We start from the raw sequence: 26,085 nt of genomic DNA on the forward strand, positions 1-26,085 counted from the left end.
TTGACATCGATTCAAGAACAAGTTTTTCAAGAGCTTGAGAGAGTTATACTACCTAACGAATTTAACAAATATATTAAAAATTTGAGTTTTAACGATAAAAAATCAAAGCCTAGTTTTATGATATATACCGCCTCAAATGAGTTGATGGCTAAATTTATCCAGACAAAATACGCAGCAAAAATTGAAGCGATTTTTGAAGAGAAAACTGGCGTTAAACCAAAAGTTATAATCACTTCAAAAACTAAAAATTTACCAGTAGATAAACTTTTAAAAGATGATATCCAAAAAGATAATAAACCAGTAAGCACACTTATGATTGAGTCATATAACTTCGATAACTTCATAGTCGGCGACTCAAACCGTTTTGCTTATACTTGCTCTAAATTCGTAGCGCAAAATCCAGGAAAAGATTATAATCCACTTTTTATCTATGGTCCAAGCGGACTTGGCAAAACTCACCTTTTACAATCTATCGGAAATTACTGTATAAATAACAAAAAAATCGTAATTTGCGTAACAAGCGAGCAGTTTGTAAATGACTTTACATTTCACATTAGAAATTTAAGTATGGATAAATTTAAAAACAAATACCGCCAGTGCGACGTTTTGCTTATAGATGATATTCAGTTTTTAGGTAAGACTGATAAAATTCAAGAGGAATTTTTCAACACATTTAATGAACTAAAAAGCAAAAATGGTCAGATAGTTATGACTTCAGATAAGTCACCAAAATTTTTAAAAGGCTTTGAAGAAAGGCTTTTAAGCCGTTTTGAAAGTGGACTTATAACAGATATAACACCGCCTGAACTTGAGACAAAAATAGCAATTATAAAGCGAAAAAGTCAAGATAACAAGATAAATTTAGATAACAAAGTCATAGAATACATCGCTACAAACATGGGCGATAACATCCGTGAAATCGAAAGTGCATTAAACAAAATAAACGCATTTTCAACGCTTATGAGAACAGATATAACGCTTGAATTTACAAAAAATGTATTACAAGATCAAATTCGTGAAAAACGCGAGTCTGTAAGCCTTGAAGAGATTATAAATGTCATCTCAAAAGAGTTAAATATAAAACCAAGCGATATTAAAAGCAAAAGCAGAGCTAAAAACATCGTTGAAGCGCGCCGTATAGGGATATATCTATCAAAGAATTTAACACTAAATTCAATGCCATCAATCGCTAGTTATTTTGGTTTAAAAGATCACAGCGCAGTTAGCCACAACATCAAAAAAATCAAAGAGCTTATGGAGAGTGATGAATTTATAAAAATTCGAATTGATGAGCTAGAAAATAGAATTTTAAAAAGGAAAAACAGTGATGAAATGTGAAAATAAATCTTTTTTGATTCACACTAAATTTGGCTATAATTGGGAGTTTCATACAGTTTTTCACAAAACAAACCTACCTACTATTGTTACTAAAATTTTAAAAAATAAAAAGGAAAAAATATGAAGTTTATCATCAACAAATCTATGCTTGATAGCATCATTACAAACACAAATGCCTACATAGATAAAAAAGATGTTAGTTCGATTACTTCTCACATCTTCATAAATGCTGAAAATGGCATTTTAAGTATAAAAGCAACTGATCATGAGATAGGCTTGACTTATAACATAAAAAATGTAAATGTTCAAGTAGAAGGAAAAGCTACAGCAAATGGCAAAAAAATCCTTGATATAATAAAAGGTTTAAAAGATGAAGATGTTACAATCGAAACTATGAATAACTTCTTATTCATAAGACAAAAAAATTCAAAATATAAACTTCCTATGTATAACTCTTTAGACTTTCCAGAGTTTCCAACTTTAGAAAATAAAAATAAATTTGATATAAACTCAGCTATTTTTGGAAGAAGTTTAAAGAAAATTTTTCCTATGATAGATACAAGCAATCCTAATTATGCGCTTAATGGAGCTTTGATTGATATAAAAGATAACTATATAAATTTAGTTGGAACAGATGGAAAAAGGCTTGGTTTATATAAACTTGATGCAAAAACTCAAAACTCAAATTTCTCTTTAATCATACCTAAAAAAGCGATAAATGAGATGCAAAAACTCTTTTTTGATAAGGTTGAAATTTATTATGATGAGAACATTTTAATCGCGGTTTGTGATAACTTTGAGTTTTTTACAAAACTGATAAATAAAAAATTTCCAGATTACCAAAGAGTAATTCCAAGCGAATTTAAAAAGAGTGTAGTTTTACAACGAGATAAAGTCTTAGAAGGAATTAAAACGATAAATATGGTATGTGATAAGATGAAAATCACAGTAAAACCAAATTCAGTTGTTTTTGAAAGTATAAACGAAGATAACAGTGAAGCAAAAACTGAGATTGAAGTTGTAAATGAGATAGATGATGATATAGTTTTAAGAGTTACAAACAGATATTTGCTTGACTTTTTAAATAGTATTGAAGATACAACATTTAGGCTAGATTATAATGATGTTGAGTTAGCATTTATGCTTAGTTCAAACGAACTTTTAAACATCATAATGCCAACAAATATATAAAAGGATAAATTTATATGGAAAAAGATTACGGCGCGGGTAATATTAAGGTTTTAAAAGGTCTTGAGGCGGTTAGAAAACGCCCTGGAATGTATATCGGTGATACGAACATAAACGGACTTCACCACTTGATTTATGAAGTTGTAGATAACTCGATAGATGAAGCTATGGCTGGACACTGTGATACGATAGATGTAGAGATAACTACTGAAGGCTCAGTTATCATAACAGATAATGGTCGTGGAATTCCAGTAGATATGCATCCAACTGAAAAGATTCCAGCTGCGACTGTTGTTTTGACAGTACTTCACGCTGGTGGTAAATTTGATAAAGATAGTTATAAAGTTAGTGGTGGACTTCACGGTGTTGGAGTTAGCGTTGTAAATGCGCTTTCAAAAAGACTTATTGTTAATATTAAAAGAGAAGGTCATGTTTATAGACAAGAGTTTGCTAAAGGAATTCCAACAAGCGAACTTGAAGTTATAAAAACGACAAATAGAACTGGAACAACAGTTGAGTTTTGGCCTGATGATGAAATTTTTGAAGTAACTGAGTTTGATAGTGAAACTTTAGTTAGAAGATTTAGAGAGCTTGCATATTTAAATTCAAAAATTACTATAAATTTTAAAGATCAAAGAGATGGTAAAAAAGAGAGCTTTCATTTTGAAGGTGGTCTTACAAGCTTCGTAACAGATCTAAATAAAAAAGAGGTAGTTGCTAAACCTATATCTTTTAACGAAAAAGTTGATGATATCGAAGTTGATTTTTCACTACTTTATAACGATACTTACTCTGAAACGCTTCTTTCTTTTGTAAATAACATAAAAACTCCAGAAGGTGGAACTCACGAAGCTGGTTTTCGTGCAGGTTTAACACGAGCGATTACAAACTACATAGCAGCAAATGCAAACGCTAGAGAAAAAGATACAAAGATTACTGGAGAAGATATTAGAGAAGGTCTTATAGCAGTTGTTTCTGTAAAAGTTCCAGAACCACAGTTTGAAGGACAAACTAAAGGCAAGCTAGGCTCAAGCTACGTTCGCCCAATCGTTCAAAAAATGGCTTTTGAAGTTTTGTGCAAGTATTTTGAAGAAAATCCAATCGAAGCAAAAGCTATAATGGGCAAAGCTTTGATGGCAGCTCGTGGTAGAGAAGCAGCAAAAAGAGCAAGAGATATAACTCGTAAAAAAGATAGCTTTTCTGTTGGGACTTTGCCTGGAAAATTAGCTGATTGTCAAAGTAAAGATCCTGAATTTAGTGAAATTTATTTAGTTGAGGGCGATAGTGCTGGTGGTTCTGCAAAACAAGGAAGAGATAGAGCGTTTCAAGCTATTTTGCCACTTCGTGGTAAAATTTTAAACGTTGAAAAAGCGCGCCTTGATAGAATTCTTAGTTCAGAAGAGATTAAAAATATGATAACAGCCTTTGGTTGTGGTATCGGACAAGAATTTGATGAAAACCGTTTAAGATATCATAAAATCATTATCATGACCGATGCTGATGTCGATGGAAGTCATATCCAAACTCTGCTTTTGACATTTTTCTTTAGATTTTTAAACCCAATTGTTGAAAAAGGCTATGTTTATCTAGCTCAACCGCCACTTTTTAGATATAAAAAAGGTAAAAAAGAAATTTATCTAAAAGATGAAAAATCATTAAATGAATTTCTTATAGAAACTGGCATTGAGGGCGTTGAGTTTGAAGGTATAGGAAGTCAAGATTTAGTAAGTTATCTTAAACTTGTGGCAAATTATAGAAATTTATTAAACGAGCTTAAAAAGCGTTTTACCGTTATTTCAGCGATAAGATATATGGTAGAAAATCAAGATATAATCGGACTTGAATATCGTGAAATTTATGAAGTGATTAAAAAATATCTCGAAGATAATGGACATAATATATTAAATTCATATGTTAATGAAGACGAGATTAGAATTTACGTTCAAACAGAAAATGGTCTTGAAGAGCTTGTTATAAATGAGAATTTATTTACAAATAACGTCTTTGAAGAGGCAATTTTTGTCTACAAAAAAATCGAAGGTAGAGAGTTAAATTTCAAAAAAGACTTTATAGAAATTCTTGAAGATATAGAGAAAAATGCTAAAAAAGGCGCATATATACAGCGCTACAAAGGTCTTGGTGAGATGAACCCAGAGCAGCTTTGGGAAACAACGATGAATCCTGAAAATCGAAGGCTTTTGCAAATTGGTATAAATGATGCAATAAGTGCTAGTGATACATTTAACTTATTTATGGGTGATGAAGTCGAGCCTAGACGAAATTATATACAAGAACACGCTAAAGATGTTAAACATCTGGATGTATAATGACCCTTTATAGCGAAAACAAAGAACGCGAAAACCGCTTTATGCTATCTTTAAAGATAGCATTTCCCTTTGTTTTGGTTTTGATTCTTTTTGGATATATGCTGTTTTCTAAGGCTGAGTATAGCTGGGAAGATGCTATTTTATTTGTTATTTTGATAGCCTGTTATGTTTATTATACGATTTATTTGATATATTTTGCTTTTAAAAACAGCTTTTTAGACCCTGTGACAAAGGTTTTTACAAGAAGAAATTTTATAAAAATTTTAGAAAAAAATATCAACAAAAATATAGAAAAAAATGTAGTTTTATTAAATATATCAAACATTCAAGATATAAATTTAAGATATGGTTATAAAAATGGGGATATTCTTCTTAAAAATTTTATACTTAAATTTTCTAATTTTTTTGAAAAAAATGGGTATAAAAATTTACCTATTGGAAGATACTCTGGCGGTAGTTTTCTTTTTTTGATTGATTGTAAAAGTTCAAAGTTAGAGCATATTTTAAAAACATTTCAAAGAGTTGTATCAAAAGATGGAGTCGATAACATCGAGGTTAAACTTGAATTTACAACCATTTTAACTACCTATGATAGAAACTGGCAAAATATTATAAATGCTCTTTTTTCTAAGATAAGTGTTGATTATGATGATAATGAGTTAAAAGTTATAAAACCAGATGTTTTAGATGAATTAGTCTGTTACGCTATCGAAAAAAGCGAGTTTGAGCTTAAATATCAAACTATAAAACCGATAAAAGATGATAAAGAGTGTTTAAATTTAAGCATAACTTTAAAATCATTTGAAGTTGGGCAAATATCGAAAAATAGGGTTTTGGAAATAGCTGCAAAGAACAATTATGAGATAAAATATGACTTGCAAGTTATCAAATTTATAGCTGAAAATTTTGAATTTGATAAATTTAACAGCAGAGTTTTTATAGAAATTTCTCCAGTTAGCTTAAGAAATGGCGAGTTTAACAATGAAATTTATAGACTCATTACAAATGGCATAATTGACCCAAGCAAGATTGTTTTTGAAATTTATGAAAAGGGCTGTTATGATGAAATTCTTAGATTTTCTGAGATAATTAAAAATTTAAAAGAGTTTGGATTTAAAATCGCTTTAAACCAATTTAGCGCAGATAACGCTAGTTTTGAGTATTTTAAATACTTAGATATTGATTATGTGATTTATGATATTCAGATGAATAAAAGTTTAAAAAACAAAAAGATTAGAACTATTTTTGATGGTTTAAATTTGATTGCTAAAAAATTAGGTATAAAAACGATAGTGAGATTTGTTGATAAAACGGCTTTATATGAGGAATTAGTCCATAGTGAAGTTGATTATATCCAAGGGTTTTATATAGATAAACCCAAAAATATAGAAAATTTAAAGGTACAAAATGCGATACGGTGAAGAGATAATAAAAGAATTTGATGTTGAGAGTGATTTAGAAATTTGGCCAAACAAACAAGAAAGAGATTATCTTATAAAGATAACTTTGCCTGAGTTTATGTGTCTTTGTCCGCGCTCTGGATATCCAGACTTTGCGACGATTTATTTAGAGTATATGCCAGGCGAATTTGTAGTTGAGCTTAAAGCGATAAAACTTTATATAAACAGTTTTATAAACAGAAATATTAGCCACGAAGATAGTATAAACGAAATTTACTCAGTTTTACAAACAAAACTTAAGCCAAAATGGATGAAAATCATAGGTGATTTTAACCCTAGAGGAAATGTCCACACAGTCATAGAAATAGACTCAAATTTAGCCTCAAAAGATAGCCAAGAAAAGCCACAAAGCGCTAACAACGATGAGATAATCGATGCTATAAAAGAGGAATTTAAAAAAGAAAAAGAGCAAGAAAAACTTGAAAGAGAAGAGCGCAAAAAGTCTTTTAATGATAGAAAACCTCGCGATGGTGTAAGAAGTTTTAGTGATAGAAAACCACGAGAGGGTGGATTTGGCGATAGAAAGCCACGTCGTGAGTTTGATAAAAAAGATGGTAAAAGTTTTGATAAAAAACCTCGCGTTGGTGGTTATAGCGATAGAAAACCACGAGATAGAGATGATAAATTTGATGATAAACCAAGGGTTAAAAAAGAGCCATTTTATAAATCAAATTTTAGTGATAGAAAACCACAAGTAGTGAAAAAAGATGATAAAAGCTAGTTTAGTAGAGCATATTTTTAAAGCAGCTTCAATTTCGCGTTGGAATGACTACCCAAAAATGGTAAATTTAGTCGAGCTTGATAAACAAGCTCACAAATTTATAATCGCATATTTTATAGCCAAATTTGAAGATGATGTTGATATAAACTACATTATCGAGGGTGGGATATATGACTTTTTAGCGCGAGTTATGGTAACAGATATCAGGCCAGATGTTTTTCATCACATACAAAAAAACAAAAATGAAAAGATAAATGAGTGGGTTATCACTAAGCTTGAAAATGAACTCAATGGGATTGAAGATGGCAAGTTTTTTGAGCGTTTTAAAAACCATCTCCTTAAAAAAGATAACCATAAAAAAGAGCGCCTTATCTTAAAAGCAGCCTCTTATCTAGCCACAAAATGGGAATTTAATATCGTTTATCAAACAAGCCAGTTTTTAAGTGATATTGATGAGCTTAAAAGCAAGGTTGATGAGGAGTTAGAGGATTATTATGAGTTAATTGGCGTGCGAAAAATCGCTATGAACAAAAAGCTAGCTCGCATAGTTGATTTAAGTGGTAGACTTCGTTTCCAAAAGCGTTGGGCTCAAACTCCACGAATTCCAGAAACCTCTGTTTTGGGGCATATGCTAGTTGTGGCGATGCTTGGATATTTTTACTCATTAAGTGTAAAAGCGTGCGATAAAAGATGCGAGTTTAACTTCTTTTGTGCACTTTTTCATGACTTGCCAGAGAGTTTAACGCGTGATATTATAAGTCCTGTAAAATACGGCGTTGATGGATTAAGTGAGATTATAAATGAGTATGAAATGCGTTTGATTGATGATAAAATCATGCCATTTGTACCAGAACACATACGAGATGAGTTTAGTTATCTACTTGGAATCAGAAAAGAAAAAGATAAATTTTTTAAAGATGAGTTTGAAAACAGAACCTACGAAAAAGTCCCTAAATTCCACGAAGGTAGCCTATCAAGCGTGAATGAAGATAAATTTAGAGCCATTGATGGAAAAGCGCTTAAATACTGTGATAAACTAGCGGCGTTTTTCGAAGCTGGAATTTCTATAAGTTATGGTGTAAAAAGTAAGGAACTAACTAGTGGATTTAGCTCGATAGAGGAATTTTTTAAAGAAAAACCAAAGGTTGATGGTGTTGATTTTTACGAAATTTGCAAGGATTTTAAACATCAGTTTGAGATAAAAGACCCCTTCCCAGATGGCTGCGGCACACACTAAAGTCAAGTGCTCTGCTGTATTCCTACCCTGAAGCGGTGCTTAAAAAAAGCGTTGCACAGGTCTAAGAAGAGGCGAACTGAAATTATAGCTAAGATTTGCTTAAAAAAGGTTGATAAATGAGTTTAAAAACACATCTGTTGTCTGTATTTAGAGGAATTTTTGTATTTCATCATAGATCTTTGGAATTTAGAGCTAAAATTTTTGCAGCTATGCTTTTGGCAAAAAAAGAAATAGTAAATGATGATTATAAAAAATTAATAAAAATAACTAAAGAAATATATAAAAACGATAACGCAAGAGTTGGAATTTTAATAAATACAGTAAAAGAGTATGTAAAAATGGCAGAGACTTATAAAAATTTTAGCCTTGACACACTTTTAAAAGATATAGACAAAGAGCTTAAAGTGCATAAAAGATATGCTAGCAAAATAAATTTTGAGCATCTTAGAATGTTAATAAGCAGCGAAGATGAAGATGATGCGTTAGTTCAACAAAGAGTTTATGAGTTTTTTGTAAATGAGGTAAAAATTTATTCAAATTAATAAATTTTAAAGTAAATTCTTAAGATATTTAAATTTTTTATAGATATTTTTACCTTAAATTTTGCAAAAAATTTATTAAAATTTAAGTAAATTTAAATACAAATAAATTAAATTATAAAAGTTAAGCAAATAACGCAACCACGATATTTACAACAACTTAAAAATAGTCAAAAAACAAGAAATTTTTTAAAAACTAGAGTTTTATAAGTAAAATTTCTGTATAATCTAACCCTTAATTTAAAATGGAGAAAAATTTGAAAGATATAAGAAACATAGCAGTCATCGCACACGTTGATCATGGAAAAACCACAATGGTAGATGAACTATTAAAACAGTCTGGTACCTTTGGTGAGCATAAATCAGTCGGCGAGCGTATGATGGATAGCGATGATATCGAAAAAGAGCGCGGTATAACCATACTTTCAAAAAACACAGCTATCAGATACAAAGATACTAAAATCAACATCATTGACACTCCAGGACATGCTGATTTTGGTGGAGAAGTTGAGCGTGTTTTGAAGATGGTTGATGGAGTTTTGCTTTTGGTTGATGCACAAGAAGGCGTTATGCCTCAAACAAAATTTGTCGTGAAAAAAGCACTATCTTTTGGGCTTAGACCAATTGTTGTTATAAATAAAATAGACAAACCAGCAGCCGATCCAGACCGCGTGATAAATGAAATTTTTGACCTTTTTGTAGCTTTGGATGCAACTGATGAGCAACTTGAGTTTCCAGTAGTTTACGCTGCTGCAAGAGATGGTTATGCAAAGATAAATTTAGACGATCCAAACGAAAATATGATACCGCTTTTTGAGGTTATTTTATCTCATGTTCCAAAGCCAAGTGGAAGCGATGAAAACCCACTTCAGCTTCAAGTTTTTACACTTGATTATGATAACTATGTCGGTAAAATCGGAATCGCACGTATATTTAACGGAAATATTTCAAAAAATCAAAATGTTATGCTTGTCAAAGCTGATGGGACTAGAACGACTGGAAGAATTTCAAAGCTAATCGGCTTTTTAGGACTTGAGCGAGAGGATATAAACGAAGCAGGAACTGGCGATATCGTAGCCATAGCAGGGTTTGAAGCACTTGATGTTGGCGATAGCGTTGTTGATCCAAGCAACCCAATGCCACTTGAAGCACTTCACATCGAAGAGCCGACACTTAGCGTTATTTTTAGTGTAAATGATGGACCATTAGCTGGAACAGAGGGTAAATCAGTCACTTCAAATAAAATCGAAGAGCGCCTTGAAAATGAGATGAAAACAAACATAGCAATGCGTTATGAAAATGTTGGCGAGGGTAAATTTAGAGTTAGCGGAAGAGGCGAACTTCAAATAACAATTTTAGCTGAAAATATGCGTAGAGAGGGCTTTGAGCTATGTCTTGGAAGACCAGAAGTTATAATCAAAGAGATTAATGGCGTAAAATGCGAACCTTACGAACACCTTGTAATCGATGCTCCAGATGAGTGCACAGGAACAGTTATAGAAAAATTAGGCAGAAAAAAAGCCGAGATGAAAGCTATGCACCCAACAGGAGATGGACAAACAAGAATCGAGTTTGAAATCCCAGCTCGTGGGCTAATCGGCTTTAGAAGTCAGTTTTTAACCGATACTAGAGGCGAAGGCGTTATGAACCACAGCTTTTTAGAATTTCGTCCGATGAGTGGAAGCGTTGATAGACGTATGAATGGAGCTTTGATAAGTATGGAAGATGGCGTAGCGCTTGCTTACTCGCTATTTAACCTGCAAGATAGAGGCGTGCTTTTTGTTGCACCTCAAGCTAAAGTTTACACTGGTATGATTATCGGTGAGCATAGCCGCCCAAATGACCTTGATGTAAATCCGATAAAAGGTAAAAACCTAACAAACGTTAGAGCAAGCGGAAGTGATGATGCGATAAAACTTGTCCCACCACGCGTACTAACACTAGAGCGTGCGTTAGAGTGGATAGAAGAGGATGAGCTAGTCGAAGTTACTCCAAAAAACATCAGAGTTAGAAAGAGATATCTTGATCCAACAACGAGAAAAAGAAACGCAAAAAGATAGATAAAATTTATATAAACTAGCCATTATGGCTAGTTTAACTTATATGTTTTCATTAAATTTTACTCGTTATTTAGCCATGAGATGGGCTAAATTTAGAGCTATGATGAGTAGCTTTAACTAAATAAATTCTGTTATTAAAAATCGTAAAAGAAAAAAAGCTTAAAGCCACTTAGGCAATATTTATCTTATATTTTGCATCTTATATACTCAATTTATAAGATTTTAGTTTCAGTTTGCAAACTAAAAAAGATATTTTAAACTATTTTTAGTGATTATCAAGTTATATTTCTGTAAAATTAAATAAATTTGTTAAAAAAAAAGGAAAGACATGAGTACAGCCGCTATAATATTTCTTGGAGCTATTATCATTATAGCACTTGCGATTATTAGTACCTATAACTCTTTAGTTGGCAAAAGAAATCAAGTCAAAAACATCCGCGCAGGAGTCGATACTCAGCTTAAAAAGCGATACGATTTGATACCAAATTTAGTTTCTGCAGTCAAAGAGTATCTAACTCACGAAAAAGAGACCTTGACAAAAGTAACCGAGCTTAGAAGCAAAGCTATGTCTTCAACTAGTGATAGTGAGGCGTTTAGTCTAAACAATCAGCTTTCAAAACTACTTGGAAGTATTCAAGTTGCGATAGAAGCCTATCCAGAATTAAAAGCAAATGAAAATGTCATGCACCTGCAATCAACTTTAAATGAAGTTGAAGAGCAAATCAGCGCTGCAAGACGTGCTTACAACTCAAGTGTGATGATTTACAACAACGCTATTGAGATGTTTCCAAGCAATATCATCGCAAATTTATTTAACTTCACAAAGGACGATTTTTTCGCTATCGATGAGAGTGAAAAAGCAGCGCCAAACGTAAGTGAGCTGTTTAAAAAATAGTAAATTATGGATTATAGATACCTAAAAAAGCTAGAAAACGAGCGTCTAAGTATCAACAAAAAGCTTAAAATAGCTCTTTTTTTGGTTATAGGTATCGCCATAACTTTATTTTTTCTTATCAACAAAAGCTCAATAACAAATTTTAAATCATCTCCTTTTTCTATATTTTTTTCGCTACTAGTTGCATTTATGGCATATATAGCGTATAAATCATACATAAGCGTTGGTTTTAATTTTGATTTTAAGCACAAAATTATGGCTAAAATTGTAAAAAGTATAAGTCCAGATTTAAAATATATAGTAGATAAGTATATTAGTTATGATGAGTTTAGTTATCCAAGTATGTATAAATATCCTGATATTTATCGCGGAAATGACCTGATTTATGGTAACATAGATGGCATTGAGATTAAATTTAGTGATATAAATACTCAAGAAATAGTCCAAGTGCCAGACCGAAATGGGCGTAGCAAAAAAGTTCACCGCAGAATTTTTCAAGGAATTTGCTTTATCGCAGACTTTAACAAGCATTTTAGCTCCCGCACATATATTAGCTCATCTAATGAAACAATAATGCATGGCGAGAAAGCCTATATGGATGATAGCGAGTTTGAGAGAGAATTTGATGTCTTTACAGATGATCAGATCAATGCTCGCTACATCATCACACCACTTTTCATGCAGCAGTTTTTAAAACTTAAAAATATATTTGATTGCCCTATAAATGCAGCTTTTATAGAAAACAAAATTTACATTTATATCGAATTTAACAAAGACAGCTTCGAGCCTGATATAAAACAAAGCTTAATCGGCGAGAATTCAATCGTAAAAAGATATAAAGATGAGATATTTGATTTACTAAATTTAGTAAAAGAGCTAAATTTAAACCGAAAAATTTTTGCTAAAGTGGATTAAAATGCAAGATAAACAAAGTGAAAAAATGGCGCTTTTAGAGCTTGAAAAAATGCGCAAATCAATCCTTTCTAAATTTGGATTTTATAGAATTTGGGCGTTTGTTAGCGCTGCTTGTTTTGTTGTGGTGGCGTATTTTTTTGTTATTTTTAACATTATTACCGAGCTGTTTAATGATGGTTCAACGCCCGTTAAAATCGTTGTTTTAATAGTTTTTGTGATTATATTTTATATCACTTATAACAAATTTCTTGATGAGATTACACTAAAAGAAAGTGAAGAATTTAGAAACAAATTTAAAGAAAAATATCTAAGCGAATATATTAAAAATTTAGGCTATTCTTACTATATCTACTCTCATGTAAATGCCGTGTATCTGATAAAAAGTGGGCTTTTTCCAGCATTTTCTAGACAAAAGGGAAATGATGAGATTAAAGGTGAGAAAAATGGAGTGATTTTTAGCTTTAGTGATATTATTTTGGAGGATTTAGAAGAGGAATCAAGCTATAATGAGAACTATTTTAAACTAGCCAAAAAGGCAAATTTTATAAACACATTTAAAAAAGGCTTTGGTGAAAACAACTATATCAAGCTTTATGAGGGTCTGTTTTTTATGGCAGATTTTAACAAAAATATCACCTCTAAAACCTTTGTTATGCAGAACAGAGAGCCTAGAATAAAAAGAGGACTAGAATCTATAAAGATGGATAATCCACTTTTTAATACAAAATTTAGAGTATACTCAGATGATATACAAAATGCGATGTATATACTAAGCCCGGCTTTAATGGAGCGCATAAATTCGCTTTCAAACGTTATAAAATATCCGATAAATATAAGTTTTATTGATACTCAAATTTTTATAGCTATTGAAACAAATCGCGATAGCTTCGAGCCAGACATTCATCAAAGCATTATCACTAAAAATCCGATTTCGCATATAAAAAGGCAGCTTGATGCGATATTTGCTATAATCGATGCGCTTAGCCTTGATGCGAATTTATGGGCAAAACGAGATAAAAAAGTAGCCAAAGAGGTAAGAGAATCATAAATGCAATTAATAAATAAGCTTGAAAAAAAACGAAAAAAGCTACTTCTTAAGCTTCTAATTCCATTTATTTCGCTAACTTTAGTTGTGGTTTTTGGCTTTTTTATGATGATAAAGGCTGGAGTTTTAGCTCCACTTGTTCTTTTGGTTTTTATCTATATATTTATCTTTTATAGGCTTAAATTTAAGGTTGCAAACTCGTTTATAGCTTTTTATAATGAAGCGATTTTTTCTCAAATTTCTACTAAATTTAACTCTTTAAAATACAGCCGAAATCCTAAATTTAGTATGGAAAAGTTTGAGCCACTTTTTGCTAAAAAAGTTGGCTTTTTTAATGCAAATGATGAGATTAGAGGTGAGTTTGGAGGAGTTTGGTTTAGCTTTTGTGATGGAAGGCTTGATTTTTCTGAGATAGGTTTTAAAGGTAAGCTTTTTATAGCCGAGTTTAATAAGATTTTTTTATCAAAAGTAGTTTTAAGAAATTCAGGACTTTTTGATGTTGGCAAACTAAAAATGCTCAAAACAGACAACGTGCTTATAAATAAAAGTTATGAAATTTACTGTGAAAATGAGATAGAGGCGATGTATATTTTAAGTCCAAATTTACTTGAAAAACTACTTGTTTTAACAGATAATGGAGCTATAAAAGCTGATGTGATGTTTGATACAAACCACATTTATCTTGCTGTAAATAGCCAAAAAGACAGCCTTGAACCAAATTTATTTAAATCCATAAATTCGCTAGAAACTGATGAGTTTATAAAAGAGATTAAGAGCTTTTTTGAGCTGATAAGCTACTTGAGTTTAGATAAAAGAATTTGGAAAAAGTGAGCAAATAAGTTAAAATTTAACTAAATTTATAAGTTAAATTTATCTTGTAAAACAAGACTAAAATATAACTGAATTTAAATCTTGTTTTAAATTCAAGGTGAAAAACTATAAGTATAGGTTAAATTTTTAATCTAAAATATTTGTAAAATACTTCTTATAAAATCCTAAATTTAAAACTTGCAAAATTTATAATTTTTAAATAGACTTAATCAAGCGTTTAGTGTTAAAATACTTTAAGAAGATTAAATTTATAAAATATATTTATATTTTAGAATTTATATCTTTTATTTTAAAAACAAATTTAGTTAAATCTTTACAAAAGCGCAGATAAAATAAAAATATTTAGAGCAATTTGACAATAACAAAATAGCCAATAACCAAATTTAGTGCCAAATTTGAAACTAGCGCCTTTTTGTCAGCAGTATCGCACATGCTAAAACCAGCGCAAACCCAACATAATCCATAAAAACAAAGCGATTTCCAAGCCAGATATAGATAAAAAATCCAGCCGAGATTGGTTCAACGGAAGCGATTAGACTAGCTTTTGTCGGGCCTAATATCGAAAGTCCTAGCATATATAAACCAAAAGCTAAAATAGTCCCAAAAAATATAACTCCAACTAAAGCTAAAAATCCAGAGCTATCATTTACACCATTTAAAGTCCAAAATTTAGTATAAAACGCAGACATAACGCCCGCTATAATAAGCCCTAAAGCAAGGCAAGTTAGTGCGCCATATTTTTTGTTGATTTTAACTGGTGAAGTGCTATAAATCGCAACGCAAACTCCAGATAAAAGTCCGATTATAATGGCTTTTTTAGGTAAATTTAACGATGTTAAATCCCCATGAGTCGCTAATAAAAAAACACCACTCACAGCTAAAATCAAGGCTAAAATTTCTCTACTTTTAGGCATTTTTTTAGTGCGAAGTGCGATGTAAATCATGATAAAAGCAGGGGCGGTGTATTGAAGCACGGTTGCAATTGCTGCGTTGCTTATCTGAATGGTTAGATAGTAAGTGTATTGGCACATCAAAAGACCGATAATAGAGTAAACACCTAGCCAAAAAAGAGCTTTAAAATCTTTAAAAATAGCAAACATCTTGCCCTTTTGTTTTGTAAAAATAATGGCAAAAAGTATAAACCCGCTACAAAGTAATCTAACGCTTACAAGCCACTCAGCCGATATATTTTTATACATGAAAAGATACTGCCCGCACGCTGCAGAAACGCCCCAAAATGCAGCACTTAAAAATGTATAAACAAGCCCTAAAGCGTAGCTATCTTTTTGCATCTATTTTGACTAAATTTGAATTTGACACGATTTTAAACTGCCAGTTTGAAAGCCTTTGTAAAACCACGCTTTTCTTTGTTGTGAGCTTCCATGAGTAAACGAATCAGGCACAACATGACCTTGATATTTTTTCTGCAAAGTATCATCGCCTATCATGCTAGCAGCATTTAAAGCCTCATTTATATCGCCATCTTCGAGTAAATTTTTATCTTTATCAAGATAATGCGCCCAAATTCCAGAGTAACAATCAGCTTGAAGCTCGATTTTAACTTGGATAGCGTTTTGTGCCGTTTGGCTTTTGGCGAGTTGTTTTGCGCGGTTTGATTGATTTAGTGTGCCTAAGAGTTGCTGGACGTGATGACCGATTTCGTGGGCGATAACGTAAGCTTGTGCAAAATCACCTGGCGCGTCATGGCGTTTAGCTAACTCATCAAAAAAGCTTAAGTCTAAGTAGACTTTTTGATCTGCTGGACAGTAAAATGGACCAACTTGAGATGAGGCAAATCCACAACCACTATCTACCGCGCCACGAAATAGTACTAAATTTGGCTCTTTGTATTTTGCGCCATTTTGAGTAAAAATTTGGTTCCATACATCTTCGGTTTGTGCTAAAACAGTAGCCACAAACTGTGCTGCTTCATCATCTTTTGATTTATCGATTTGTTGGGTTGAAACGGCAGATGAAGTGTTTAAAAGTGAAAGCGGGTTAAAACCTAGAAAATACGCTACAACGCCGACTACTAAGATGATTCTGCCGATTTTTGTGCTTAGAAGAAATCTTATTATCGGTATAATTGCTCCTAAATTTAGCCCAGCTCTTGTTTGTTGCGAACGTTTATCTTCGATGTTGCTGCTCTGTCTTTTTCCTCGCCATTTCATATTTAGCTCTTTCGTTTTTGAGATATTATATCAAATTTTAAACATAAAGACTAAGTATAGCTTATATCTTTTTTTTGTTTGTTTTGTATTTTTCCAGCGTATAAAGAAGTAAAAGTAGTATAACTACAGCCATACCGCATGAAAAAAATCCCCATTTTGCTCCAAATTCGTTGGTAAAATACCCAGCATAAACAGCGCCAAATGGCGTGCTTCCTTGAAAAAATAGCGTGTAAATACTCATAACTCTGCCACGAAATTCGTTGTCTGTATTTAGCTGTAAGGTGGAGTTTATACTAGCAGCAGTTACGACAAAGCCAAAACCGCTTAATATAAGCAAAGAAGCGATGATGTAAAATTGTGTTGTAAAGCCCATAAAAGCGACCGCTAAGGCGGTTATGATAGGAAGAATTTTTATAGTTTTAAGCTTCATTCTTCCTGCTAATGCTACAAAAAATGCACCAAAAAATGAGCCAACGCCTAAAAAGGACATCAAATACCCAAAACTTTTCTCGCTTCCATCAAGGTTAAATTTAACAAAGGCAGAAACTGTGACATTATAATTAGGTATAAAAGTCGCCACAACAAGCGTTATAAGTAGAACTTCAAGCAAAATTTTTCTATCTTTTACATAAAATAAGCCCTTTTTTATCGAGTATAAAATGGTGTCACTTTTTAGCTGGGAGCTTTTTTCAAATGGTTTAAATTTGATAAAAAACAATGACACGATAATGGCAAAAAAACTTATAGAATTTATTAAAAAACAGTACCCCACACCCCATAATGCCATAACAAGCCCAGCTAAAGATGGACCTAGAATTCTAGCTACATTAAACGACATAGAATTTAGCGCGATGGCGTTTGGCAAGTTTTTCTTATCATCAATTAAATCATGCACGATTGATTGTCTACTTGGCGCGTCTATGCTATTAAAAACTCCACTCATAAAAGAAAATATCAAGATTTTTTCGTAAGTTTGAGTGTTTGTAAAAACCATAAAACTAAAAATCATCGCCACGAGCATAAGCCCGATTTGAGCGATAAGAAGCATCTTTTTTTTATCAAATTTATCTATCAAAGCGCCAGAAAACAGAGTCAAAAAAAGCGGAGGTAAAAACTGCGCAACGGCTACAATGCTTACTTTAAATGGATCATTTGTAATGCTTAAAGCTAGCCAAGGAAGTGCGATAGTTTGCATCCATGAGCCGATTAATGAGACATTCATACCTATCCAGTAGAGCCTGAAATTTGGGTGTTTAAAAGATGCAAATGGGTTGTTTAAAGCTATTTTTGACATATTTACCTGAATGTTTTTAGAAATTATAACTTTTAAAAAGTTAAAAACATATCAAAATTTATCTATAATTTTACTAAATTTATATTAAAAAGAGTGGAAAATTCGCGAGCTTAAAGCTCACGAATTTAAATTTATTTTGTGCTACAGCTTGAGTGGCAACCACAACCACTTTGAGATTTTATCGCAGCTACGATAGCATCATAGTTTGGTTCAGTTGTTACTTCTGCAACGATTTCTTTATGGATAATTGTTCCATCTTTACCTACTACAAATACAGCTCTTGCAGTTAGTCCTGCTAGTGCGCCATCTTTGATTAAAACGCCATAAGCATTTGCGAATTCTTTGTTTCTAAAGTCGCTTCCAACTTGAAGATTTTCTATACCTTCAGTTGAGCAAAATCTACCCATTGCAAAAGGTAAATCCATAGAAACTACTGTTAGTAAAACGCCTTCTTGACCTGCTATGTCTTTGTTAAATTTACGTGTTTCTGTAGCGCAAACGCCAGTATCTAGTGAAGGAACTGCTGCTATAACTTGGATTTTATCACTTGCTCCACCAACTTTTATAGATGATAAATCTTTTGCTACTAACTCTACAACAGGCGCTTTATCGCCAACATTTAGCTCTTTTCCTGTTAAATTTGCTACATTACCGCCAACTGTTACACTTGCCATAATCTCTCCTTGTATGAAATTTAAACGAATTTTAACTAAATAAGATGAATAAAGTATTAATTATATTTGAGTTATTTTTTTATAACGGCTGCGCTTTGAGTTAAGATATCATGCAAATTTAATCTATCTTTTCTAAAAAGGCAAAATACAATCCCAACTGGACCAAAAAACACGAAAATAACGTATCTCAAAACTGCTTTTATAAAAGTGATTTTTTTGCCAGTTTTTAAATCAATTAGATAAATTTCTTGTGCTTTATAACCTGGAGTTTGGGCTTTAAAAGTAAAAAAAAGTGAAGTGATAAGCCCATAAACTAGCCACACGGCAAAAATAGCAAGTTGATTGTGCTGGAAGTTATCTTTTCCATCAAGCACGACATAAGTTGTGAAGTATAAAAGTGGTATTGCGATTAAAAACATATCCAAAACAAAGGCTTTTACACGCAAGAAAACTGGTGAAATGCTAGCCTTTTGTTTTGACATTATCTGTTTGTGCTTGAACAAGAAAGCAAATTTTGCTTAGAAATTATGCCATTTTTGCTTGACATCATTTGCTTCTACTTCCAGGTTTTATCGGTTTGCTTCCATCTGCGCAAAGTGGGCAATTTTCAGGTGAGTAAATCTCAAATTCAAAATTTCCTAGTGAAAAAAGCGGCTTATCAAGCGGAAGCTTACAACTTGCTTTTCTACCATTTTTTAAATTTGCAACTTCACAAAAGCCACGATTTGCTAAGGCTGCAAAGGCTACGATTTCGCCACCAAGCTCTTCTATGAGTTTTGCGCTCTCAAGTGCTGAACCACCAGTTGTGATGATATCTTCGCAGATGATAAATTTTTCGCCTTTTTTAACCTCAAAACCACGTCTTAACGCCATTTTGCCATCTACTCGCTCGGTAAAAATAGAGCGTTTAAAGCAAGCCCTTGCTAGCTCATATCCAGCTAAAATTCCGCCAATAGCAGGAGCGCAAACTGTATCAAACTCAACGCCATTTTTGGCTATGATTTTAGCTAGTTCATCTGCAAGTTCACTTGCTAAATTTGGGTTTTCTAACACTTTAGCGCTTTGTAAATAAAACTGCGAATGGTTGCCACTTGATAGTAAAAAATGACCCTCTAAATAAGCGCCATTTTCTTTATAAATTTTTTCTATATCCATAAATCAAACTTTTAGAAGTTCAGCCTCTTTGTCTTTTACGACTTGATCGACTCTGGCTGTGTAGTTATCTGTGATTTTTTGAACTTCATCATGAGCTTTTTTAATCTCATCTTCAGAAATCTCTTTTTCTAGTTTTTTAACGCTATCGTTTGCATCTTTTCTAACATTTCTAATGCTAACTTTTGCTTTTTCGCCCATACCGCGCGCTTTTTTGGCATTTTCTTCTCTTTGCTCGATTGTCATCGGAGGGAAAAATAGCTTTATGCACTCGCCATCATTATTTGGGTTTACGCCGATGTTTGCGTGTTGGATAGCACTTTCTATAACCTTTAGCATAGGTTTTTCCCAAGGAGTGATTGTTATAGTCGTAGCATCTGTTGCTAATACTGTTGCAACTTGATTTAATGGGGTTTGGTTTCCGTAGTAATCCACATAGATGTTATCAAGTATGTTGATGTTTACTTTACCGGTTCTTAATGTTGTAAAGTCCCTTTTTAGGGCATCTATAGCTTTATCGCAACCTTCTTTTTGACTTGTATAGATAGCTTCTAGCATCATAATCCTTTGAATAAATTTGGGGTGATTATACCATTTTTAAGATTATATTTTTATTTAAGGCGCAAAAACGCCCTAAATAAATGGTTTTATCATTTTGTTGCTGGAGCTTGAGGAGCAACTGGAGTTGCTGGAATTTGGCTTTGTGGGATTTCTATAGTTTTTGAGCCAACGCTATCAAGGATAGATTTGGTTGAATCTTTTTGATAGCTATAGCCTAAAGCAAGACAGTTTATTATAAAAATAACAGCCACAATCGCTGTAAATTTAGCTAAAAATCCTGAAGCACCCTTAGCGCCAAAAAGGCTTTCGTTGCTTCCACTATATGCGCCAAGTCCTATAGAAGAGCTTTTTTGAAGTAGCACTGCCACTGTTAGAATCGCTGTTAAAACAAATTGTAAAATAAGTAGTATTGTTGTCAAAATTTAGTCCTTTATTTTATTGAACCAAACATTATACAAAAAAGTTTATAAATTTCAGTTAAATTTCTTTTTCTATCTGATATAGCTCATATCTTGCGTTTTTGAAAGTCTCTGAAATTTCGGGGCTAAGTAGTTTAAAACACTCTTCTAAAACTCTAGCACTTTCTTGAGCTCTTTTTAAATTTGCAGTTGTTATAGAGTCTAAATTCTCTCTTTTTAGCTCAGCTTGTATAGTTGGGCGAAGAACGTCTTTTAGTGAATCTCTAAATTTAATAGCCTCTTTTTGGATTTCTAAGTTGCCAAGATGGCGGAGATTTTTAAGCTTTAAAGCGAGGGTTTTGTTGTCAAAGACATATCTTTGTATGTCTTCAACAACTCTTATACCCTCTTTGTATCTGTTTAAATTCGCGTCGATTACGCGGTAAATTTTACTCTCTATTTGTGATTCCTAAGATGTTTAGCAACGATATAAACAAATTTAGTATATTTAAATACATGCTAACTGCTGCCATTATAGGAGAGTCATATCTGCCTTTGATTATATTTTGTGTATCATAAAGGATATATCCACAAAATAAAATAGCAGTTATGCTTGATATAATAAGCGAACCCATAGTGCTTTTAAATAAAAACATATTTAAAAGGCTAGCTATAATTATGCCGATTAATGCATAAAACATCGGTTTACCCCATGAACTAAAATCAGTTTGAGTGTTCATAGCATAAACTGTAAGTCCACCAAAAGCAATCGCAGTTACCAAAAACGCTTGAGTTACAACATGTCCCGCACCCATTCCAAGATACATATTAAGTATAGGACCAAGTGTAAAGCCAGTTATAAATGTAAATACAAAAAGCAAAATCAAAGCAATTGTGTTTTGCTCTTTTTTAACGGCGTAATTCATACCAAATAAAATCGCAAGCTCGACGATTAAAAACAAAATCGGACTATAAAAGCTTAAAACTTGCATACCTATATATGCACCAGCAGTGGCTGCTACAAGTGAAGCGCCGATAAGTTTGTAAGTGTCTTTTACAAACGAACTTACTCTTCCTTGATAGGCTTCTTGCTCAAACTCATGTGAGCTTTGTTTTGAGATATAGTCTCTATCGTATAGACCCATTTTTTCTCCTTTTTTATGTTATTTCTAGCGTGAGTGTATCAAAAAATCAGTTAATAAAATATAAATTTAAATTTATCACAAATTTGGTGCTTTTGTCTGATTACCTTTTTGTTTTCTAAAATTTGATAAAATTCACATCTTTTTATAATAAGGGAGATGAATTTTGGATAAGATTGTTCAAGGTGGTATTAAATTTATGGAAGAGGACTTCGTGCAAAATGCGGAACTTTTTCAAGATTTAGCTGACAAGCAAACGCCTCATTCGCTTTTTATCGGCTGTTCTGATTCTAGGGTTGTGCCAAATTTGATAACAAATACCCAACCAGGCGAGCTTTTTGTCGTGCGAAATATAGCAAATATCGTCCCAAAATACAGAATCGGCGATGAAGTTTTTGCCACAACTTCTGCTATAGAATATGCACTTTATGTGCTAAATATCAAAAGCATCATCATCTGCGGACATAGCAATTGTGGGGGTTGTGCCGCACTTTACTATGATGAAAGCAAGCTTGAGCGAGTGCCAAATGTCAAGCATTGGCTAAATTTATTAAAACCGATAAAAGAAGAGGTTGAAAAGCTAAATTTAAAAGATTTTAGCAAAAAGGCGTGGTATACAGAAAGACTAAATATCGCAAATTCGATAAAAAATCTCATGACTTACCCAGGCGTAGAAGATGCGGTAAAAAGTGGTGAGATAAAAATTTATGGTTGGCACTATATCATAGAAACGGGCTCTTTGTTTAGCTATGATATGAAAGATGGCCATTTTAAGTTACTTGATAAGGGAATTGATTATGAGAGAATTTATAACGAAATTTTTATTGATTATTAGTATATTTTTATATGCAAACGCAGGAGATAACAAAACCATAGCTGGCGAAGTTTCATCTGTTATAGATATAAATTTAAGTAAAATTATAAAAAAAGATAATGTATCTGTAGATGAAGCAAACAAAACAGCTCAAAAAGAGGCAATAGTTAAAATTCTATCTACTCAAACAGATTTAAACCAGAGTAAAGATAGCCAAGAACTAGCAAATATCATAGCGCAAAAAGTAGTAGAATCAAACGAAACTAACCAAAACAGCCATGATAGCAAAAGACTTTTTGATGTAGTTGAAGAGATTAAAAATATAAATAATAAGATAACCTTGCTCTTGGTTGCGGCTGATAAAAACGAAACCGGACAAGAAATCGCTTCGATTGAAAGAAGCAAAGATAAAATCCTTTCAGAAATACCAGCTGCTATAACAAACCAAACTATCGATAAAAACGCGTTGCTAGAGTATTTAAAAAAGAAAAAGATTAAAGAAGATATAGTAAAAAGATATGAGAAAGACCCAACATCTTATCGCTATTTAGATGCGAGTTTAGACCTTGCAAATATGGAGATGGGCGAGTTTTTTTACACTCCACTTTTAAAAGTTGAGCAGATTTTCATAGATGGTGGAAAAGAGTCAAAACTAAAAGAAATTCTGCAAAAATCTCTAGTTGATATGCAGATAAAAGATTACTCAAAACTAAAAACCTCTATAGATGAATTTAGCGGCAACTCAAGCGATTTAGACTCGCTTAAAATTAAATATGATGATTTGGAAAACAGCAGAAAAAGCTATGAGGAAATTCTTTCTTATCTGCTTAAAAATACAAATTTACTCGCCGGAAATGTCTTGTTTACAAGCTTAAATTTAAAAGATATAATTGATTATATCAACGATATATCGCCATTTAACGAGGAGGTTATAAATTTAGGCAAAATTATACCTATTATTTTAATCCTTGTTGTTTTGTTTTCTATAAGAAAATCTTTAGCAAGTATTATATTTTTTATATTTACTTTTTTTGTCAAAGACAAAGAGAGTGGCGAGGCTATAAAATCTCAAGTTGTAGATCTGATAAAAAAGCCAATGGGCGTGCTTTTGGTGGCTTATGGGATTGATATTTGTCTTAGTATTTTTTACTATCCATCGCCAGTTCCGCTGATGTATGCGACGATTTTTGATATAGTTTATGTGGTGCTTTATGCGTGGCTTTTTGTTGAGATAATCAACGGTTATGGCATTATGTTAATTAGTAAATTTGCTAGAAAAAGCGGCAGAAAAGAGATACTAAATTTAATCGTTAAAATCGCTTATATAATTGTCGTTATCATCGCTATTTTGCTAATTTTAAGTAAGATTGGAGTTAATGTTTCAGCCATCATCGCTTCACTTGGAATCGGTGGTTTAGCAGTTGCTTTAGCGACAAAAGATATAATAGCTAATTTCTTCGCTTCAATTATGCTTTTGTTTGATAACTCATTTTCTCAAGGAGATTTAATCGTAGTTGGCGATATAGAAGGAACCGTGGTTGAAACTGGGCTTAGAAAAACGGCGATTAGAACAGCAGATAACGCTCTTGTTTTTGTGCCAAATTCAAAGATTATAGATAATAACATTAAAAACTGGAGTCGCCGTAAAATCGGCAGGATGATAGAGATGAACGTTGGGTTAAGCTATGATGCGACTCCAACGCAGATAAAAGAGTGCGTAAGCGAGATAAAACAGATGTTAATGGAGCATAATGATATCGCTAAGCCAAAGGATAATGCACTTTCTAGTAGTGGATTTATGACAAAATATCGCCAAAGTATGGTTTCGGTTGATGATTTGGCGGGTTATAAAAACGCTCTTTATGTTGCGCTTAAAGAATTTGGCGATTCATCTATAAATATCTATGTTAGGTGCTACACAAAAACAGTAATTTATGCTCAATACTTAGAAGTAAGAGAAGATGTGATGATAAAAATAATGGAAATTGTCGATAAATACGGCGCTTCGTTTGCTTTCCCATCTCAAAGTGTATATATTGAAAAATTTCCAAAAATTGAATATGATAACGTTATAAAAACTGTTCAACAGGAGGATAAAGATGAGTGATGAATTTGATGATGAGTTCGATATAGATGACTTTAAAGACCTTGAAGATGATGGCTTTGATGATGAGTATAGGTATAGTTATGATGATGATGACTATGACTTTGATGATGACGATGGTGAGGAGTTTTACGAAAATTAGCAAGTTTGGTTGTAAATAATACAAAAATTATCTTATTTACAATCTGCTTACTTTGAAGTTATATAATTTCATAAAATATTTTGAAAAGGATAGAATATGTTTAATTTAAGAGAATTACCATTTGATGCGAGTAAAAACGCTGTTGTTAGCCAAGAAACCTGTAATTTCCACTACGGAAAACACCATGCAACTTATGTTACAAATTTAAATAATCTTGTAAAAGATAGCGATTTTAAAGACGCTGGACTTTATGAAATCATCAAAAAAAGCAAAGGTGGGCTTTTTAACAATGCCGCTCAAGTTTATAACCACGATTTTTACTGGGATTGTATCGCTAAAAAAAGTGCGCCAAGTGATGAGTTAAAAGCTGCTTTGGCTAAAGATTTTAGTGATTTTAAAGATGAATTTATCAAAGCTTCAACTACACTTTTTGGCTCTGGCTGGTGCTGGTTGGTTTATAACACAGATAGCAAAAAACTTGAAATAGTTCAAACAAGCAACGCTGCAACTCCAGTAACTGAGGGAAAAATTCCACTTTTAGTTGTTGATGTTTGGGAGCATGCTTACTATATCGATGTTAAAAATGCAAGAGCTGCATACTTAGAGAAATTCTATGAAAATATCAACTGGGAATTTGTTTCATCTGCTTATGAATGGGCGCTAAAAGAGGGAGCTGGATCTATTAAATTTTATATCGATGATGTTCATCCAGAGGCTAAAAAAACCAGCAAATGTGGATGCTGCTGCTAAGTAACTAGAAAAATTTAGCCTTTGCGAATTTATTAAAACTTTTGCTAGGCTAAAAAATACTTGAATCTAAAGCTCATTTTGGGCTTTAGATTCTTACTTTTAATCTTTAAAAATCAATTTAATATAATTTATTAATATAAATTTAGCACAACTTCGCTATATTTTACATCAAAGAATGGAAAAATCATAAAATTATACCAAACTTCAGCACAGCCAAAACTCGTTTGAAAACAAGGTTAAAATAAGCTAAATTTAGAACAAAATAATAAAAAAGCTCTAAAACATCAAATTTATCTCATTTTATTGCCGATAGCAAAAAAATTGCAT

At 32.4% G+C, this 26,085-nt stretch carries 25 protein-coding genes, 1 other RNA gene and 2 pseudogenes; 16 read left to right on the forward strand and 12 right to left on the reverse strand.

Going from position 1 to position 26,085, the window contains the following annotated elements; all coding sequences use genetic code 11:
* Positions 1-9: 9 nt before the first annotated feature.
* The 6 genes and pseudogenes from dnaA to CGEO_RS00030 form a co-directional block, all read left to right on the forward strand.
* Positions 10-1,338 (forward strand): chromosomal replication initiator protein DnaA, encoded by a 1,329-nt coding sequence (gene dnaA / locus CGEO_RS00005; RefSeq protein WP_075494364.1) that lies wholly within the window; start codon positions 10-12, stop codon positions 1,336-1,338.
* A gap of 120 nt (positions 1,339-1,458) precedes the next feature.
* Positions 1,459-2,529 (forward strand): DNA polymerase III subunit beta, encoded by a 1,071-nt coding sequence (gene dnaN, locus CGEO_RS00010; RefSeq protein ID WP_075494348.1) that lies wholly within the window; start codon positions 1,459-1,461, stop codon positions 2,527-2,529.
* Positions 2,530-2,543: 14 nt separating this feature from the next.
* Positions 2,544-4,853, forward strand: a complete 2,310-nt coding sequence (gene gyrB / locus CGEO_RS00015; protein WP_075494347.1) for a DNA topoisomerase (ATP-hydrolyzing) subunit B — start codon at positions 2,544-2,546, stop codon at positions 4,851-4,853.
* On the forward strand, positions 4,853-6,274 hold the full coding sequence (locus CGEO_RS00020) for a bifunctional diguanylate cyclase/phosphodiesterase (protein WP_075494346.1): 1,422 nt from the start codon (positions 4,853-4,855) through the stop codon (positions 6,272-6,274). Before gyrB ends, CGEO_RS00020 begins: the two co-directional genes overlap by 1 nt.
* Positions 6,261-6,632 (forward strand): annotated as a pseudogene (gene queF, locus CGEO_RS10095) (preQ(1) synthase); the annotation flags it as partial. The gene CGEO_RS00020 and the pseudogene queF, both read left to right, overlap by 14 nt.
* A gap of 388 nt (positions 6,633-7,020) precedes the next feature.
* Positions 7,021-8,235, forward strand: a pseudogene (locus CGEO_RS00030) (HD domain-containing protein); the annotation flags it as partial.
* Between the two features lie 6 nt (positions 8,236-8,241).
* Here the strand turns inward: CGEO_RS00030 and ffs are convergent.
* An RNA gene (ffs, locus tag CGEO_RS00035) (signal recognition particle sRNA small type) lies at positions 8,242-8,339 on the reverse strand.
* Between the two features lie 48 nt (positions 8,340-8,387).
* Here ffs and CGEO_RS00040 point away from each other — a divergent pair.
* The 3 genes from CGEO_RS00040 to CGEO_RS00050 all read left to right on the forward strand — a co-directional run bounded on the left by CGEO_RS00040 (position 8,388) and on the right by CGEO_RS00050 (position 11,765).
* Positions 8,388-8,813 carry a hypothetical protein gene (locus CGEO_RS00040; protein WP_075539971.1) on the forward strand — a complete coding sequence of 142 codons (426 nt, stop codon included), beginning with the start codon at positions 8,388-8,390 and terminating at the stop codon, positions 8,811-8,813.
* Between the two features lie 254 nt (positions 8,814-9,067).
* Positions 9,068-10,870 carry a translational GTPase TypA gene (gene typA / locus CGEO_RS00045; protein WP_075494343.1) on the forward strand — a complete coding sequence of 601 codons (1,803 nt, stop codon included), beginning with the start codon at positions 9,068-9,070 and terminating at the stop codon, positions 10,868-10,870.
* A 328-nt stretch (positions 10,871-11,198) separates the two neighbouring features.
* Positions 11,199-11,765, forward strand: a complete 567-nt coding sequence (locus CGEO_RS00050) for a LemA family protein (protein WP_075494342.1) — start codon at positions 11,199-11,201, stop codon at positions 11,763-11,765.
* 11 nt (positions 11,766-11,776) lie between these two features.
* On the opposite strand, the gene CGEO_RS00055 is transcribed toward CGEO_RS00050, so the two are convergent.
* Complete coding sequence (locus CGEO_RS00055; protein WP_165590149.1) at positions 11,777-11,983, reverse strand: hypothetical protein; 207 nt, start codon at positions 11,981-11,983, stop codon at positions 11,777-11,779.
* Between the two features lie 37 nt (positions 11,984-12,020).
* Between CGEO_RS00055 and CGEO_RS00060 the strand changes: the two genes are divergently transcribed.
* Genes CGEO_RS00060 through CGEO_RS00070 form a run of 3 tightly spaced genes read left to right on the forward strand, consistent with a single transcriptional unit; the run spans position 12,021 to position 14,556 of the window.
* On the forward strand, positions 12,021-12,680 hold the full coding sequence (locus CGEO_RS00060; protein ID WP_165590148.1) for a DUF3137 domain-containing protein: 660 nt from the start codon (positions 12,021-12,023) through the stop codon (positions 12,678-12,680).
* Between the two features lies 1 nt (position 12,681).
* Positions 12,682-13,728, forward strand: a complete 1,047-nt coding sequence (locus CGEO_RS00065) for a DUF3137 domain-containing protein (protein ID WP_075494340.1) — start codon at positions 12,682-12,684, stop codon at positions 13,726-13,728.
* On the forward strand, positions 13,729-14,556 hold the full coding sequence (locus tag CGEO_RS00070) for a DUF3137 domain-containing protein (protein WP_075539969.1): 828 nt from the start codon (positions 13,729-13,731) through the stop codon (positions 14,554-14,556).
* Positions 14,557-14,957: 401 nt separating this feature from the next.
* Here CGEO_RS00070 and CGEO_RS00075 read toward each other — a convergent pair whose 3' ends face one another.
* The 10 genes from CGEO_RS00075 to CGEO_RS00120 form a co-directional block, all read right to left on the reverse strand.
* On the reverse strand, positions 14,958-15,848 hold the full coding sequence (locus tag CGEO_RS00075; RefSeq protein WP_075494338.1) for a DMT family transporter: 891 nt from the start codon (positions 15,846-15,848) through the stop codon (positions 14,958-14,960).
* Positions 15,849-15,857: 9 nt separating this feature from the next.
* Positions 15,858-16,727 carry a KPN_02809 family neutral zinc metallopeptidase gene (gene ypfJ / locus CGEO_RS00080; protein ID WP_075539968.1) on the reverse strand — a complete coding sequence of 290 codons (870 nt, stop codon included), beginning with the start codon at positions 16,725-16,727 and terminating at the stop codon, positions 15,858-15,860.
* A 61-nt stretch (positions 16,728-16,788) separates the two neighbouring features.
* The gene (locus CGEO_RS00085) at positions 16,789-18,021 is read right to left on the reverse strand and encodes an MFS transporter (RefSeq protein ID WP_082258961.1); all 1,233 of its coding nucleotides are present in this window, start codon (positions 18,019-18,021) and stop codon (positions 16,789-16,791) included.
* A 131-nt stretch (positions 18,022-18,152) separates the two neighbouring features.
* Positions 18,153-18,695 (reverse strand): thiol peroxidase, encoded by a 543-nt coding sequence (tpx, locus tag CGEO_RS00090; RefSeq protein WP_075494336.1) that lies wholly within the window; start codon positions 18,693-18,695, stop codon positions 18,153-18,155.
* 71 nt (positions 18,696-18,766) lie between these two features.
* A complete protein-coding gene (locus CGEO_RS00095; RefSeq protein ID WP_075494335.1) occupies positions 18,767-19,177 on the reverse strand; it encodes an RDD family protein in 411 nt (136 codons plus the stop codon).
* A gap of 64 nt (positions 19,178-19,241) precedes the next feature.
* Positions 19,242-19,850, reverse strand: a complete 609-nt coding sequence (pyrE, locus tag CGEO_RS00100; RefSeq protein WP_075494334.1) for an orotate phosphoribosyltransferase — start codon at positions 19,848-19,850, stop codon at positions 19,242-19,244.
* 3 nt (positions 19,851-19,853) lie between these two features.
* Positions 19,854-20,405 (reverse strand): ribosome recycling factor, encoded by a 552-nt coding sequence (frr, locus tag CGEO_RS00105; RefSeq protein WP_075494333.1) that lies wholly within the window; start codon positions 20,403-20,405, stop codon positions 19,854-19,856.
* 92 nt (positions 20,406-20,497) lie between these two features.
* Positions 20,498-20,827, reverse strand: a complete 330-nt coding sequence (gene secG / locus CGEO_RS00110) for a preprotein translocase subunit SecG (RefSeq protein ID WP_075494332.1) — start codon at positions 20,825-20,827, stop codon at positions 20,498-20,500.
* Between the two features lie 58 nt (positions 20,828-20,885).
* The gene (locus tag CGEO_RS00115) at positions 20,886-21,266 is read right to left on the reverse strand and encodes a thiamine-phosphate pyrophosphorylase (protein WP_082255632.1); all 381 of its coding nucleotides are present in this window, start codon (positions 21,264-21,266) and stop codon (positions 20,886-20,888) included.
* On the reverse strand, positions 21,256-21,951 hold the full coding sequence (locus CGEO_RS00120; RefSeq protein ID WP_075494331.1) for a Bax inhibitor-1/YccA family protein: 696 nt from the start codon (positions 21,949-21,951) through the stop codon (positions 21,256-21,258). The genes CGEO_RS00115 and CGEO_RS00120 overlap by 11 nt, the downstream gene beginning before the upstream one ends.
* 163 nt (positions 21,952-22,114) lie before the next feature.
* Between CGEO_RS00120 and CGEO_RS00125 the strand changes: the two genes are divergently transcribed.
* The 4 genes from CGEO_RS00125 to sodB all read left to right on the forward strand — a co-directional run bounded on the left by CGEO_RS00125 (position 22,115) and on the right by sodB (position 25,758).
* On the forward strand, positions 22,115-22,783 hold the full coding sequence (locus CGEO_RS00125; RefSeq protein WP_075494330.1) for a carbonic anhydrase: 669 nt from the start codon (positions 22,115-22,117) through the stop codon (positions 22,781-22,783).
* Positions 22,746-24,869: a mechanosensitive ion channel family protein gene (locus CGEO_RS00130; protein ID WP_075531240.1), complete on the forward strand. Its 2,124-nt coding sequence runs from the start codon at positions 22,746-22,748 to the stop codon at positions 24,867-24,869. Before CGEO_RS00125 ends, CGEO_RS00130 begins: the two co-directional genes overlap by 38 nt.
* Entirely contained in the window at positions 24,862-25,008 is a 147-nt protein-coding gene (locus CGEO_RS00135; RefSeq protein ID WP_165589830.1) for a hypothetical protein, read from the forward strand. Before CGEO_RS00130 ends, CGEO_RS00135 begins: the two co-directional genes overlap by 8 nt.
* A gap of 96 nt (positions 25,009-25,104) precedes the next feature.
* Positions 25,105-25,758 (forward strand): superoxide dismutase [Fe], encoded by a 654-nt coding sequence (gene sodB / locus CGEO_RS00140; protein ID WP_075494328.1) that lies wholly within the window; start codon positions 25,105-25,107, stop codon positions 25,756-25,758.
* The last annotated feature ends 327 nt before the right edge of the window (positions 25,759-26,085 follow it).

The organism is Campylobacter geochelonis, assembly GCF_013201685.1.
GTDB classification, from domain to species: domain Bacteria; phylum Campylobacterota; class Campylobacteria; order Campylobacterales; family Campylobacteraceae; genus Campylobacter_B; species Campylobacter_B geochelonis.